The 14,112-nt window shown below is 29.4% G+C and carries 14 protein-coding genes; 8 read left to right on the top strand and 6 right to left on the bottom strand.

Translation table 11 applies throughout. The annotated features are described in order from the left end of the window. Nucleotides 1–23: 23 nt before the first annotated feature. From hemL to hemA, 5 genes are read right to left on the bottom strand one after another with little or no spacing between them, the layout of a single operon-like run. Complete coding sequence (gene hemL, locus I0K12_RS07915; RefSeq protein WP_196886835.1) at nucleotides 24–1,331, bottom strand: glutamate-1-semialdehyde 2,1-aminomutase; 1,308 nt, start codon at nucleotides 1,329–1,331, stop codon at nucleotides 24–26. 20 nt (nucleotides 1,332–1,351) lie between these two features. Then, nucleotides 1,352–2,320, bottom strand: coding sequence for a porphobilinogen synthase (gene hemB / locus I0K12_RS07910; protein WP_196886833.1), 969 nt, complete (start codon nucleotides 2,318–2,320; stop codon nucleotides 1,352–1,354). Then, nucleotides 2,310–2,981 carry a uroporphyrinogen-III synthase gene (locus I0K12_RS07905; RefSeq protein ID WP_196886832.1) on the bottom strand — a complete coding sequence of 224 codons (672 nt, stop codon included), beginning with the start codon at nucleotides 2,979–2,981 and terminating at the stop codon, nucleotides 2,310–2,312. The genes hemB and I0K12_RS07905 overlap by 11 nt, the downstream gene beginning before the upstream one ends. Before the next feature lie 8 nt (nucleotides 2,982–2,989). Continuing rightward, nucleotides 2,990–3,910 (bottom strand): hydroxymethylbilane synthase, encoded by a 921-nt coding sequence (gene hemC / locus I0K12_RS07900; RefSeq protein ID WP_196886830.1) that lies wholly within the window; start codon nucleotides 3,908–3,910, stop codon nucleotides 2,990–2,992. Then, a complete protein-coding gene (hemA, locus tag I0K12_RS07895; RefSeq protein WP_410548821.1) occupies nucleotides 3,900–5,147 on the bottom strand; it encodes a glutamyl-tRNA reductase in 1,248 nt (415 codons plus the stop codon). Before hemA ends, hemC begins: the two co-directional genes overlap by 11 nt. A gap of 305 nt (nucleotides 5,148–5,452) precedes the next feature. Here hemA and I0K12_RS07890 point away from each other — a divergent pair, with 305 nt between their 5' ends. The 7 genes from I0K12_RS07890 (at nucleotide 5,453) to I0K12_RS07860 (ending at nucleotide 11,623) form a co-directional block, all read left to right on the top strand. After that, nucleotides 5,453–6,349, top strand: a complete 897-nt coding sequence (locus I0K12_RS07890; protein WP_196886829.1) for a helix-turn-helix domain-containing protein — start codon at nucleotides 5,453–5,455, stop codon at nucleotides 6,347–6,349. A gap of 205 nt (nucleotides 6,350–6,554) precedes the next feature. After that, on the top strand, nucleotides 6,555–7,574 hold the full coding sequence (gene hemH, locus I0K12_RS07885) for a ferrochelatase (protein ID WP_196886827.1): 1,020 nt from the start codon (nucleotides 6,555–6,557) through the stop codon (nucleotides 7,572–7,574). A gap of 5 nt (nucleotides 7,575–7,579) precedes the next feature. Beyond that, nucleotides 7,580–8,140 (top strand): CopD family protein, encoded by a 561-nt coding sequence (locus tag I0K12_RS07880; protein ID WP_231372719.1) that lies wholly within the window; start codon nucleotides 7,580–7,582, stop codon nucleotides 8,138–8,140. A gap of 66 nt (nucleotides 8,141–8,206) precedes the next feature. Next, nucleotides 8,207–8,956: a hypothetical protein gene (locus tag I0K12_RS07875; RefSeq protein ID WP_196886825.1), complete on the top strand. Its 750-nt coding sequence runs from the start codon at nucleotides 8,207–8,209 to the stop codon at nucleotides 8,954–8,956. Between the two features lie 8 nt (nucleotides 8,957–8,964). Then, complete coding sequence (locus I0K12_RS07870; RefSeq protein WP_196886822.1) at nucleotides 8,965–9,462, top strand: SMI1/KNR4 family protein; 498 nt, start codon at nucleotides 8,965–8,967, stop codon at nucleotides 9,460–9,462. A gap of 403 nt (nucleotides 9,463–9,865) precedes the next feature. Further along, nucleotides 9,866–10,870: an aspartate--ammonia ligase gene (asnA, locus tag I0K12_RS07865; protein ID WP_196886820.1), complete on the top strand. Its 1,005-nt coding sequence runs from the start codon at nucleotides 9,866–9,868 to the stop codon at nucleotides 10,868–10,870. Nucleotides 10,871–11,059: 189 nt separating this feature from the next. Next, complete coding sequence (locus tag I0K12_RS07860) at nucleotides 11,060–11,623, top strand: helix-turn-helix domain-containing protein (RefSeq protein WP_196886819.1); 564 nt, start codon at nucleotides 11,060–11,062, stop codon at nucleotides 11,621–11,623. Between the two features lie 91 nt (nucleotides 11,624–11,714). Here I0K12_RS07860 and I0K12_RS07855 read toward each other — a convergent pair whose 3' ends face one another. Further along, nucleotides 11,715–12,176 (bottom strand): hypothetical protein, encoded by a 462-nt coding sequence (locus I0K12_RS07855; RefSeq protein WP_196886817.1) that lies wholly within the window; start codon nucleotides 12,174–12,176, stop codon nucleotides 11,715–11,717. Nucleotides 12,177–12,727: 551 nt separating this feature from the next. Here I0K12_RS07855 and I0K12_RS07850 point away from each other — a divergent pair. After that, nucleotides 12,728–14,086 (top strand): alpha/beta hydrolase, encoded by a 1,359-nt coding sequence (locus I0K12_RS07850; protein ID WP_196886815.1) that lies wholly within the window; start codon nucleotides 12,728–12,730, stop codon nucleotides 14,084–14,086. Nucleotides 14,087–14,112 lie beyond the last annotated feature (26 nt).

The raw sequence follows: 14,112 nt of genomic DNA, 5'->3' as shown, positions 1-14,112 counted from the left end.
TTAAAACCTATCCCTTTTGTTTTTTACTCCGCTTTTGACTTTTGAAATTCTGCTACTTTTTCCATTGCTTTATGAATTGCTTTAGAAGTTTTTTCTAAATCTTTTTCAGATAAAGCAGTAGATAAGAACCAAGCTTCAAATTGCGATGGTGGAATAAATAATCCTTGTTTGATTAATTCCCAGAAGAAAACACCAAAACTTTCCGTATCACTTGTTTGTGCAGAAGGGAAATCTGTAACTTTTACATCTGTAAAGAAAGGATTAATCATCGATCCAAATCTGTTTACAGTTAAAGGTACATTATGAATTTTTGCAGCTCCTAGTAAAATCTTCTCAATTTTCTCTGCTAAAATATCAAATCCTTTATATGGGTTTTCTTTCTTTAATTGTGATAAAGTAGAAATTCCTGCAGCCATTGCAATTGGATTTCCAGAAAGTGTTCCTGCTTGGTACATTCCTCCAAGTGGCGCAACCATTTCCATGATTTCATTTCTAGCTCCATAAGCTCCAACAGGGAAACCTCCACCAATTACTTTTCCTAAACAAGTAATATCAGCTTCCACTCCTAAAACTTCTTGAGCTCCACCAAACTTAGAACGGAATCCTGTCATTACCTCATCTACAATTAATAAGGCTCCTTTTGATTCTAAATAAGCTTTTAATTCTTGTAAAAATCCATCTTGAGGAACTACAACTCCCATATTTCCTGCAACTGGCTCTAAAATAACTCCAGCAATATCATCTGAATCTTCGAAGTGTTTCTTTACACTTTCTAAATTATTATATTCTGCAATTAAAGTATTTTCAACTGCTTTTTCTGGAACACCTTTACTTCCTGGTAAACTTAAAGTTGCTAAACCAGAACCTGCTGCAACTAATAAAGCATCAGAATGTCCGTGGTAACATCCAGAGAACTTGATAATTTTATTTTTTCCTGTATAAGCTCTTGCTAAACGAATTGCACTTAAAACTGCTTCTGTTCCAGAGTTTACAAAACGAACTTTATCCATTCCTGGAAAAGCTTTACAAATAATCTTTGCTAATTTTAATTCTCCTTCAGAAGTTGCTCCGAATGAATATCCATTTTTTAAAGCTTTTTTGATTGCTTTTTCAACTTTCTTATGACGGTGACCTAAAATCATTGGTCCGTAAGAAAGAACGTAATCTACATAAGAATTTCCATCAACATCTTTGATTTTTGATCCTTTTGCTTTTTTAATAAATAATGGATTTCCTCCAACAGATTGAAATGCTCTAACTGGAGAGTTTACCGCACCTACTAAATGCACTAAACCTTTATTGTATAATATTTCTGATTTTTCGAATGTCATTTGGAATAGTTTTAAAGTGACTATTGGTCTTTTAATAATTTTGCTACTTCTTTTGCAAAATAAGTAATGATTATGTCTGCTCCCGCTCTCTTCATAGAAAGTAAAGATTCCATCATCACTCGTTCTCCATCAATCCAACCTTTTTCAGCAGCAGCTTTCACCATTGCATATTCTCCACTTACATTATAGCAAGCTATTGGTCTATCAAAATTATTTTTTAAATCTCTAATAATATCTAAATAAGATAAAGCTGGTTTTACCATCAAAATATCTGCTCCTTCTTCATCATCGAAAGTTGCTTCTCTTAAACCTTCATCTCTATTTGATGGATCCATTTGATACGTTCTTCTATCTCCAAAACTTGGTGCAGAATCAGCCGCATCACGGAAAGGCCCGTAAAAAGCAGAAGCGTATTTTACAGAGTATCCCATAATTGGAATTTGGTAAAAACCTGTATTATCTAAAGCTTCACGAATTGTTTGAATTGTCCCATCCATCATTCCAGAAGGTGCTACCATGTCTACACCAGCTTTTGCATGAGAAATTACTTGTTTTGCAAGATTTACTAAAGTTTCATCATTATCCACATCATTATCGTGAATAATTCCACAATGTCCATGATCTGTATATTCGCAAAAACAAACATCTGTAATTACATATAAGCTTGGATAATTTTTCTTGATATAACGAATTGCTTGTTGCATGATTCCATCATCATTCCAAGTTTCTGTTCCTTCACAATCTTTGTTTGCAGGAATTCCGAAAAGTAAAACTGCTGGAATTTTTAAATCAACAACTTCATCCAACTCTTTGTGTAAAGTATCTAATGAAAAACGTTTAATTCCTGGCATGGAAGGAATTTCAGTTTCAATATTCTCTCCTTCTTCAATAAATAAAGGGTAAATCAAATCATTCACTGAAAGAGAATTCTCTCTTACCAAACGGCGAATGTTTTCTGTCTTTCTTAAACGTCTTGTTCTATTTAACATGGCTAAAATGTGCGTTCGTTAGTTTAATAACCTCTTCCACTGTTGGTTTTTGTGCAACGTAAATTTCGTCAAAATAAAATGTTGCTGCAACAGCAGTTGTATTTCCAATACAAAATACGGGTATATTTATCTTATTTTCAGCTAAAATATAACTTTTTATTGCAGAAGGGCTAAAAAAAAGTACAGCATCAAATGCTGTATTTAGCTTTATTTTTTCTAAAATAGTTTCGTAAACAATTTCCTCATTTACTTCGATTTCGTTTTCCTCTAAAATCTTAGGAAGTTCTTGTCTTCTTAGATTTCCACAAAAGAAAGTAACTTCTGTTGGTTTCACTTCTTCCACCAAATAATCTGCTAATTCTTTTGCTCCGAAAAACATGGCTTTTACTTCGATATTTTGTTTTTGAAGTAAAGCTCTCGTTTTTTCTCCAACACAAAACACATTTTTAGTTTCAAAATGTATTTCTTCTTTTTTTTGCAAAACAGCTTTTACAGCATTTTGACTTGTAAAAATTAAGGTATCTGTTAGAGAATCCGAATTAAAATCTCCTTTCACTTCCACTCGAATAAAAGAATAATCTTCCATTTCTACGTTTTCAAAAAGTTGCTTTTGGTTTGTAGTCAACAATTTTGTAGAAATTATTTGGAAAGGAGATTTCATTTCGGCATTTATTTTTTCATTTCTGCTTTGATTTCAATCATCAATTCTTTTCCTCCATCTGCAAGAAGCTCTTTAGCACAAGTTCCTCCGAAATTTTCAAAGTCAGAAATCATTCCTTTTTTCTCTACTCTAATTTCTCTTGAACCATCAATAGCGCTTAAAACTCCTACAAAATGAATTTCTTCGTTTTCGATTGTTGCATTTCCACCAATTGGCGCAGTACAACCACCTTCTAAAACTTTCATGAATTGACGCTCTACAAAAACAGCAATTTCTGTATTTCTATGATTTAATTTCTCACAAGCTTCCAATACAGCTTCATCAGCTTCTAAAGCTGTAACCATAATAGCTCCTTGTGCTGGCGCAGGAATCATCCAATCTAAATATTGGTGATTTTCTGGTAAAAGATTAATTCTTTCTAAACCTGCTGCTGCGAAAATTGCTCCATTCCAATCATTATCTTCTAGTTTTTGTAAACGAGTATTTACATTTCCTCTTAAACCAGTAATTGTATGATTTGGATATTTATGCAACCATTGTGCTCTTCTTCTCAAGCTTCCAGTTGCAATTGTAGCAGAATTTTCTTCTAAAAACTCTGTGTTATTTTTATATACTAAAACATCTAAAATATTTGCTCTTTCCAAAACTGCTGCTTGCACAATTTTTTCTGGCAAATCCGTAGGAACATCTTTTAGAGAATGCACAGCAATATCGATTTCTCCTCTTAACATTGCATTATCCAAAGTTCTTGTAAAAAGTCCCATTCCTCCGATTTCATGTAAAGGTTTATCTAAAACCTCATCTCCTGTTGAAGAAACTTCTACAATTTCTGTTTTGTATCCTAATTCGTTTAATTTATTTTCTACCAAATGCGCTTGCCATAAAGCTAACTCACTTGCTCTAGTTCCAATTCGGATTTTATTTTTCATCAATACTAATCGTATTAAAGTTAAACACTTTTTGCATCACATCTATACTCATATCCATTGAAGTATCTTCGTCTTTTAGATGTTTTACAAACTGTGTAGTTATTTTTTGAATAAGGCGTGAAGTAATTATTTCTGCGTGTTCTAAATTAAGATCTTTCAATTTTTTACTTTGAAAATCTAATTCATCATTTTGAATAGATCTTAAAGACTCTTTTAAAGCATTAACAGCTGGTGTAAATTTTCTATGCTCTAACCAATTTAAAAATTCTGTTTTATGCTCTTCAATAATCCCTTCTGCAACAGGAATATCTTTTCTTCTTTTTTCAATCGTTCTATCTGTAATTTTGGAAAGCTCATCTACATTGATTAATGTAATATTTTCTAATTCTTTTACAGAAATATCTACGTTTTCTGGCATTGATAAATCCATTACCAACATTTCTTTATGACCTTCTAAATGTTGTTTTGTAATAGTTGGTTTATCTGCTCCTGTAGAAACAATTAAAATATCTGTATCCTTGATATCTTCCGCTAAATCGTGGTAATTTCCTTTAGAAATCTCAGGGTGTTCTGCAACGAAAGCTTCCGTTTTAGATTCTGTTCTGTTGATTAATTTGATTTTACGGTTTAAGGTATACTCTAAAATATTTTTACAAGTACTTTTCCCCATATCACCTAAACCAAAAACAGTAATATTTTTGTTTGCAAGATTTTCTACATTCTCTAAAATATACTGAACAGCAGCATATGCAACAGATGTAGTTCCAGAGCTAATTTGCGTATTATTCTTTACATTCTTGCTTGCTTGTAAAACAGAATTCAGCAATCTTTCTAAATAAGCATTTGTAGTTCCAACCTCTTTTGCAGTCATGAATGATTGTTTTAATTGTGAAACAATCTCATAATCTCCAAGAATCTGACTATCCAATCCTGTTCCGATACGGAATAAATGATCGATAGCTTCACCATCTTTATAGACATTAGAAAACTTTGCAAAATCCTCTACAGATCCTTCTGAAAACTCACATAAAAGTTGGATTAATTCAAATGGGTGTTTTGCAAATCCTGTAATTTCTGTTCTATTACAAGTAGAAATAACGAAGATTCCGTCAATTCCTTTTTCCTTTGCTGATTCTAATAAAGCAGTTTGATTTGGTTTTGAGATACTAAAAGCACCTCTAGTCTGAACGTCAGCTTTTTTGTAACTTAGCCCTATATTATATAATTTCCTTGTCATATCTTCAATACGCATAAACTTATTACTCCTTCCAATAAGTATCGACAAAAGTACCACCTATTTAACAATAAAAACGTCGCTAAAAGAACTTTAAATTACTACATCGGTGATTTCGATTAATTTATAATGATTTTAAATAACACAAACACCACTCAAAATCAACTGTTTAAAGCATTTTCAATTAATTCACTCTTCAAATTACAAAAAATCATTCAACCTACAAAAGATTTAAAAACCTTGCATATTCATATTATTTTTTATTGTAATTTTGCCTTAATAATTGGTAACAATACAGTAAATTATACATGAAAGTTCAAGAAGGAAAATATAAAAATATCGACAAAAGTTCTTGTTTTTTATTAGATGATTCTGAGAAATTTTCGGTTTTATCTTTAGAAAACAATACAAACGAAGTAAAACATTATCAATATGTTTTGCCAAAAAGTTGTTTGCAATTATATTTTTGTTTGCATCAGGAGAGTAAAGTTGCTTTCCAGATGGAACATTGTCGCATTAATTTAGAACCAAAAGAGGCTGGAATGGTTTATTTTGAACAAGAAAACATGCCGCTTTTATTCGAATTACAACCAAATTCTCAAATAATTACTGTTTTAATTTCTGTAAATTATCTACATTCTTTATTTTCTTCAGAGCAAAATTACATTATTAATTTTGATGATTTCAAAAGTGGAAAACCAATTATTGAAACAAAGGCTACCAATCCTTTAATTCAAACTGTAATTCACCAGCTTTCTGTCACAAAACTTCATGGAACTTTACATTCTTTATATATAAGAGGTAAAATTTATGAACTTTTAAGTTTATATTTTAATATGTCTGAAGAAAGTGATGCGGAACGTTGTCCTTTTATGGCAAATGAAGAAACAGTGGCTCAAATCAAGAAAGCCAAAGATATTATTATCGAAAATATGGCAAATCCTCCTTCTTTGGAAGAATTGGCAAAAATGGTTGGTCTGAACATTAAAAAATTAAAAATGGGATTCAAAGAATTTTACGGACTTCCAGTTTTTACTTTTTTATTGAATTATAAAATGGAACATTCCAAAAAACTTTTGTCGGAAAGTAATATGAATGTAAACGAAATTGCACTACAAGTTGGTTATAGTACTTCGAGTCATTTTATTGCTGCTTTCAAAAAGAAATTTGGGATTACTCCAAAACAATTTATGAAACAAGATTAATTAATCATTATTTATTAAGACAAAATAGATCTATTTAATTCATAAGAAAAAATTATCAGAATTTTCACACACCCCTAACCCCTCTCAAGAGGGGAACTATAAATTTTGTGTTACTTATTGAATTATGTAGTACTTTTGATACTTTATTTAAACTCTCTTTTTAGAGAAATTTTAATCGAATAAACCAAAAACAAACGCAAACACTATGAAAGGTGTACTACTAATAAATTTAGGTTCTCCAGATAGCACATCGCCTAAAGATGTGAGAAGATATTTGGGAGAATTTTTAATGGATAAATATGTTATTGATATTCCTGTTTTTCAAAGAACTTTATTGGTAAAAGGAATTATTTTAAATACAAGACCTAAAAAATCTGCTGCTGCTTATAAGAAAATTTGGTGGGATGAAGGATCTCCACTAATTGTTCTTTCTGAAAGGTTTAAAGAAAAAGTAGCGAAAAACTGTTCTATTCCTGTTGCTTTAGGTATGCGTTACGGAACGATGTCTATTCAGAAAGGAATGCAAGAATTAGTAGATCAGGGTGTGACTGAAATTTTAGCAGTTCCACTTTATCCACATTATGCAATGTCTACTACTTTAACTGTGGAAGAAAAAGTAAAAGAAGTTCAGAAAAAACATTTTTCTTCTGTAAAAGTAGATTTCTTAGAATCCTTTTATAACAAAGAAGAATATATTGATGTTTTAAGCAAAACTGTTGCTGACAAACTTTATTATGAAGAGTTTGATCATATTCTTTTTTCTTACCACGGTGTTCCAGAGCGTCATATTTTAAAAACAGATCCAACAAAATCACATTGTAAAATTGATGGTTCTTGTTGTAATCAAAAATCAGAAGCTCACAAATACTGTTACAGACATCAGTGTTTTGAAACTACAAAATTGGTTGCGCAAAAATTAGGATTAAAAGAAGGAACTTATAGCGATGCTTTCCAATCAAGATTAGGAAGAGATCCTTGGTTACAACCTTATACAGATAAAGAAATAGAAAGATTGGCTGAAGAAGGAAAAACGAAAATCGCTGTAATGACGCCTGCTTTCGTTGCCGATTGTTTGGAAACATTAGAGGAAATTGCGATGGAAGGAAAAGAGGAATTCTTTGAAGCTGGAGGAAAAGAATTTATGCACATCCCATGTTTGAATGATAATGATGATTGGGTTGCTGTAATGAATAAATGGATTGATAACTGGATTTCTAAAAATTAAGAATTATGTATTTAGATGTAAAAGCACTGCATATCATATTTATTGTAACCTGGTTTGCTGGATTATTCTACATTGTTCGTTTGTTTATTTATCATGCGGAAACGAAAAATATGGAAGAGCCAAAAAGAAGCATTTTACAAGATCAATATAAATTGATGAGTTATCGACTTTGGTATATCATCACATGGCCTTCGGCGATTATTACTTTAATTTTGGCGGGAATTCTTTTATATCTAAATCCTGCTTGGTTGACACAAAAATGGATGTGGATCAAATTAGTTTTTGTGTTTTTCCTTTATGTTTATCATTTTGCTTGTCATAAAATTTATAAGCAATTACAAAAAGATGAAATCAAATATTCGTCGAATCAACTTCGTATTTGGAATGAAGTTTCAACAATTATCCTTTTCGCAGTAGTATTTTTAGTGGTTCTAAAAAATGCAATTAGCTGGGTTTGGGGAGTAATTGGAATTGTATTATTCTCTGTAATTATTATGATGGGAATAAAGCTCTACAAACGAATTCGAATGAGAAACGAAGAAAAAGACATAAAAAATCAAAAATAAAATTTCAAAATCCATAAGTTAAATCTTATGGATTTTTTATTTTAGGGCTCCAATAAAAATCTAATAATGAAAAAAATAACTAGCCTTAAAAGAAAACCTTTTCTCATTTTATTATTATTTGGAATACTCTTAAGTAGTTGTAATAATAATTCTAAGGAAAAAGAAAATCTTCAATCAAAAGAAAAAAAGGAAAAGGTAGAAAAGACAAAAAAAATAGAAAAAGAAATTGAACTAAAAAAAGAAGAAGAAACTAAAGGAAATATTGACCTTATTCTTGAAAAATTAGAAGAAATTCAACTTCCAAAAAAATTAATTATTGATGATTTTTCAAAGTATTATAAAATTAATAATCTTGAATTTAGACAGTTTTTACCAACTATATTTGAAGAACAAACGTTTGTAAATCCAATTTATAAATTAACTACAAAAGAAAATGATTCGTTTGTGATTTTTCTTACAAATACACCAGAAGAATTATATGGTGAATTGGAAGATTCTCCAAATATATATCTTGGGAAAATAAAAAATGGACAGATTTCTGAAAACACAATTTGGTTGACTTACAACAATATTTATGAGCATCAAAATGCTTATATAAACAAAGAAAATCGAATGACAACTTTATATTCTTCAGAGAACGAAGGAGTTCATGTTTCATATGAATTATATATTTTGGAAAATCATACTTTCAAAAAAGTGAAGTCAAGTGAAAAACAATTTACTCAAGAAAAGTATGGAAAAAGTTATGCCAAAAAAGCTGTTGATTATAAATCAAATTTAATTGAAAGATTTAAAAACAAAGGAATTTATAAATAAAAAATAATATGGAAATAATTGAAAAAATCGTTTCTCTTGTAGAAAAAAGCAAAAACAATCCAGACTGTAGTTATAATGTTAGTGCAACAATAAATCCGCCAGCAAGTGAAGAAAAAATTGAAAAATTGGAGAAATTAATTGGTCATTCTCTACCTAAGGATTTGAAAAATATTTATAAAAAATGTAGTGGATTTCAGATTGAATTTAGTCATAAAAAATTCGGTTTTGGTTCGCCAAAAATTAAAATTACTTCTTTAGAGGATAATTTAAAAATGTATGAAAACAGAAAGGATTATTCTGCATTTTTAGCCGATTTGAAAGAAAACCAATCTTTTTTAATTCTATATCAAGAGCAACCTGAGTTATCTTATGGTTATTTAGTTGATGAAAATTCGAATGGAACTGACATTCATACTTACAACCTTGAAGAGTATAAAAATGAAGGAGATACAGCTTCTTCAATTCTGAATAATATTTTGGATCGAGTTGCTTATTATTCTAATTAATTGGAAAACCTAAAAATGTTAAAACTAAAACTCACACTTTTTTTTCTAAATAATTCATTTATATTTGTCGCATAACAAACGAGAAATAATGATCAAAAACCTAAACAATATTAACTTCTTTTATAATTCGAATAATTATTTATTCGGAAGTAGGAAGATTGTGTAGGTAAGAAAATATTAAACAATATCTATAAGAAGTCTTCCAATTTTTAGGAAGACTTTTTTTTTACAATAATTTTTCAATTATAATCAAATGCCAATTTTAAACTTAAATAATAATAACAATAATTATAAATCTCCTCCTGGGTAGGTTCATAACTTATTGCGTATAATTTAAGTGAAGCCTGCTCTCGAGCGGGCTTTTTTTATGTCTAAAATTTAACAATCTAAATATTTATAAAAAATGAAATCAGAAATTTTAAAAACAGAAGAAGCTTTAGTTTTTGTAAAGCAAACATTTGAAACGAAACTAAAAAAACAATTAAGTTTAACAAGAGTTTCTGCACCAATTGCAGTGATGAAAGGAACAGGAATCAACGATGATTTGAACGGATATGAAAGAACTGTTGATTTTCCAATTAAATCTCTTGATGATAGAAAAGCTGTGATTGTAAACTCGCTTGCGAAGTGGAAAAGACTTCGTTTAAAAGAACTAGAAGTAGAAAAGAAACAAGGAATTATTACAGATATGCGTGCAATTCGTCCTGATGAAGATTATAGTAAAATTCATTCAATTTATGTGGATCAGTGGGATTGGGAAAAACGCATTTGTGAATCGAAAAGAAAACTTTCATATTTGAAAGAGGAAGTAGAGAAAATCTATCAAGCTCTAAGAGAAACAGAGCAGAAAATTCATACTGAATATGAAGACATCACTCCTATTCTTCCGCAAAAAATTACTTTTATTCAGAGTGAAGAATTACTACAAATGTATCCAACTTTAGGTCCAAAAGAAAGAGAAAACAAAATCACTGAGAAATTTGGAGCAGTATTTTTAATGGGAATTGGACATGAATTAAGTCACGGAGAAAAACACGATGGACGAGCGCCAGATTATGATGATTGGAGTACGAAAACTGAAGATGGATTTTTTGGATTGAACGGAGATATTTTAGTTTGGCACCCAGAATTACAATCTAGTTTTGAACTTTCTTCTATGGGAATTCGAGTGGATAAAAAAGCTTTAGAATATCAATTAGATAAAACGGAAAATTCTTATAGAAAAGAATTATTTTTCCATAAAATATTATTGGAAGATAAATTGCCTCAAAGTATTGGTGGAGGAATTGGACAATCTAGACTTTGTATGTTCTTGTTGAGGAAAAAACATATCGGAGAAGTACAAGTTGGAATTTGGTCAGAAAGCGTAAAAAATGAAGTAAAAAATTATGGAATACAATTGTTATAATTACTGTTTTATTGATTCTGGAAAATCGTTTTTTTCAGAATCAATTTTTATTTTAGATTAAAAAAAATGCTCAAAACACCTGATTCTAAAGGAAAAGACACAAATGTCGTAGAAATGTCATAAGAAAACCGTTATCAAAATTGTATCTTCGAAGTAATTTTGTTTCATAAATTTTAAAGAAAATCCATTATGAAAGAAATCGGACAAAAAATCAAAGAAGCTCGTAAGAGAAAAGGAATGTCTCAAGAAGATTTGGCTGAAGAAGCGAAGGTAAATTTGAGAACCATTCAAAGAATTGAAAGTAACGAAACGGAGCCTAGAAATAAAACATTACAAATGATTTGTGATGCTTTAGAAATCAATATCGAAAATATTTTAGATCACGGAAAAACTGAAGACCGTAATTATCTTGTATTACTTCATCTTTCTGTTTTGTCTTTTTTATTTATTCCTATTGGGAATATCATTCTTCCTTTAATTTTATGGATCTATAAAAGAGACAAAATCATCAATCTAAATAAAGTTGGTGCAAACTTGTTAAATTTTCAAATCAATTTAACTCTGATAAGTACTGTTTTACTTTTCAGTTTTATTTTCTCCTTCACAACTTTTAACGGAAATTGGTTTGAATTCATATTATTAGTTATTTCTATTTATGTTTTAAACATAATTCTTTCTTTAACATTTGCTTTTTTAACCAAAAACAGAGAAAAACCTATTTTATATCCGAAACTGATTCGTTTTATTCAATAAAAAAATTGAGAAAAATTCAACAAAAATAAAACCTATAAAGTCTTAAAAGAAAAAAACATATTTCTAAATCGAAATATGTTTTTTTAAGTTTTTATTTTAGATATCTTCTTTTTACCCTTCCTATACTGGTATCTGAAGTTCCGTAATCAGCAGCAATTTTCTTGAGAGTATCTCCGTTTTTGATTCTTTCAATGATTACTGGAATATCATCTGTAGAAATTTTACTTAGCTTACTTCTTACCAGTTTATTCTCCCCCCTTTTTCCCCAATATAAATTTCTATAATGATCATCAGTAAAACAATACTTATGTTTAGCAATCATTTTTTCGTCTTCTGGAAGTCCATTCCAGGCTTCGCAAACCAATTTTGCTACAGTGTATGATTTTCGATTCACACTTACCATTCTCATTGGTCTATCTTTTTTTTCGTACTTGAATATCCTCAGCGGTTTTCCATCAAATAATAATGAAGTACCATCTGAACTAACCTCCAATTTTTTTATTGTTGGATGTTTTTTATATTCAATTAAGGTATCAAAATCTTCTTTATTCATAAAGGATGATTGATTTAGTTTTCTATCAAATTGTGTTATTTTTTGACAAAAAAGAGTTTATATTTCGGGTCTATCTAATTCCAAATATAAAAAAATAAAGCAATTTTCTAAATCTATTTTTTTAGGTTTTTATTTATATTTTCCGTTTTTTTAGAAAAACACATAATCAAAATATCCTTTTTTTGATTTTCTTTTATTTTTTTAACACTTTTTAAGATTTAAAGAATTTTAAAAATATAGTTTATTGTAGATATATAATTTTTTTAACAAGCAGTATTATTGCGTATTTTTAAAAAGAATTTTTCATACTGATTCCATTCACAATATATAACGTAAAAACCTATTAGTAATTATGGATTATTTCCTTACTTATAAATATTCTTCCTAACTGTAATTTTACTTTTTAACCAATTATAACACCAAACATCTTTTTATTTTTCTTCAAAAGAATGCTAGTTCGAAAAAACCATAACCTATTTTTCATTTTTACTGTTATTTTGCTTTCACATTTTTTTAGTATTTTCGAGGCTTAAACTCCTATTATATTTATTATGAAAAAAATATTATTTCTGTTCCTATCCTTTTTTAGTTTTTTGAGTTATTCTCAAGAAATTATTGAAGAAACCATAGAATCTTATGAATTAAGTGCTAATAGAAAATTAAAAATATATGTACCTAATTCATATGCGACAGACTCTTTGCGCTCCTACCCTTTAACCGTTGTATTAGATAGTCAATTACTTTTTGATACTTATGTAGGAAATGCTAAAATGTTTGCTTTTTCTGATAAAGCACCAGAGCAAATCATTGTTGGTGTAGATCAAAGTAATTCTACGCAAAGAAAAATTGATTGTTCTTATGAGTTTTCAAATAATTTACCAACAAATGATGGAGATAATTTTTATAGATTTATAAGAGGAGAATTATTAGACCACTTAGAATTAAATTATAGAGTTTCACCTTTTAAAACAATTATTGGTCATAACTTAACGGGTAACTTTATGAACTTCTTTTTAATTGAAGATAAACCAGGTTTTAATGCATTTATTTGCATCAATCCTGATTATGCTCCTGAGATGCCAGGATATATTGCAAGTAAAGCAGAATCTATAAAAGAACAAACCTTTTATTATGTTTGTTCCGGAGATTATGAATCCAATCAAAAACAAACACAAATTGCACAAGTAGCCAACCTTCTTGCTGAAAATGAAAACAAAAAATTTAGTTTTAAAAATCAATTTTTTGAAGGAATAACCACTACAACTTCTCAAGGACAAGCAATTCCGCAAGCATTATCTTTTATTTTCGACATTTATTCTGAGGTTTCTGAAAATGAGTTTGGAGAAAGGGTAAAGAATTTATCTCCTGCAGAAGCTATCGCATACCTAGAAACTAAATATGTTGAAATTGATTATTTATTTGGTTCGGATTTAAAAATTCGTGAGAAAGATATTTATGCGATTGAAAAAATTATTATCGAGAAAGAAGATGGTGCTTACCTAAAAGATTTTGGTAAAATGCTAATGAAACTTTATGAAGAGTCTCCACTAGGAAACTATTATATAGGTCTTTATTATGAAAAGAAAAATATGCTTAAAAAAGCTTTAAGAAATTACAAAGATGGATATATGAAAGTTCCAAACAACCATGAAAGTGCTGTTGGGTATTATAAAAATGTAGAAAGAGTTTTAGAAAGAATGGAAGCTGAAGGATATAGTAGAGATGAGTTTGCAGAAGATGCTATTGAAGAATATGAAGAAAGTGATGAATATGTAGAAGAAGAATACGAAGATGAAAATTCTGAAGAAATTGTTGAAGAGAAGTATGTAGAAGAAGAAAGTTCTGAAGAGGAATCTGACGATGAAGAATCTGAAATAGAAGAAGAGGAATCTGAATCTGATGATGAATAAAAATAAAAAACCCGAGCTAAGTTAAT

The organism is Aureivirga sp. CE67 (genome assembly GCF_015767245.1).
Taxonomy (GTDB): domain Bacteria; phylum Bacteroidota; class Bacteroidia; order Flavobacteriales; family Flavobacteriaceae; genus Aureivirga.
This window is presented reverse-complemented; position numbering and strand designations above follow the sequence as displayed.

Coding starts and splice junctions, on each gene's coding strand:
- hemL (WP_196886835.1), bottom strand. CDS start 1,331: ATGACATTCGAAAAATCAGAAATATTATACAATAAAGGTTTAGTGCAT.
- hemB (WP_196886833.1), bottom strand. CDS start 2,320: ATGTTAAATAGAACAAGACGTTTAAGAAAGACAGAAAACATTCGCCGT.
- I0K12_RS07905 (WP_196886832.1), bottom strand. CDS start 2,981: ATGAAATCTCCTTTCCAAATAATTTCTACAAAATTGTTGACTACAAAC.
- hemC (WP_196886830.1), bottom strand. CDS start 3,910: ATGAAAAATAAAATCCGAATTGGAACTAGAGCAAGTGAGTTAGCTTTA.
- hemA (WP_410548821.1), bottom strand. CDS start 5,147: ATGACAAGGAAATTATATAATATAGGGCTAAGTTACAAAAAAGCTGAC.
- I0K12_RS07890 (WP_196886829.1), top strand. CDS start 5,453: ATGAAAGTTCAAGAAGGAAAATATAAAAATATCGACAAAAGTTCTTGT.
- hemH (WP_196886827.1), top strand. CDS start 6,555: ATGAAAGGTGTACTACTAATAAATTTAGGTTCTCCAGATAGCACATCG.
- I0K12_RS07880 (WP_231372719.1), top strand. CDS start 7,580: ATGTATTTAGATGTAAAAGCACTGCATATCATATTTATTGTAACCTGG.
- I0K12_RS07875 (WP_196886825.1), top strand. CDS start 8,207: ATGAAAAAAATAACTAGCCTTAAAAGAAAACCTTTTCTCATTTTATTA.
- I0K12_RS07870 (WP_196886822.1), top strand. CDS start 8,965: ATGGAAATAATTGAAAAAATCGTTTCTCTTGTAGAAAAAAGCAAAAAC.
- asnA (WP_196886820.1), top strand. CDS start 9,866: ATGAAATCAGAAATTTTAAAAACAGAAGAAGCTTTAGTTTTTGTAAAG.
- I0K12_RS07860 (WP_196886819.1), top strand. CDS start 11,060: ATGAAAGAAATCGGACAAAAAATCAAAGAAGCTCGTAAGAGAAAAGGA.
- I0K12_RS07855 (WP_196886817.1), bottom strand. CDS start 12,176: ATGAATAAAGAAGATTTTGATACCTTAATTGAATATAAAAAACATCCA.
- I0K12_RS07850 (WP_196886815.1), top strand. CDS start 12,728: ATGAAAAAAATATTATTTCTGTTCCTATCCTTTTTTAGTTTTTTGAGT.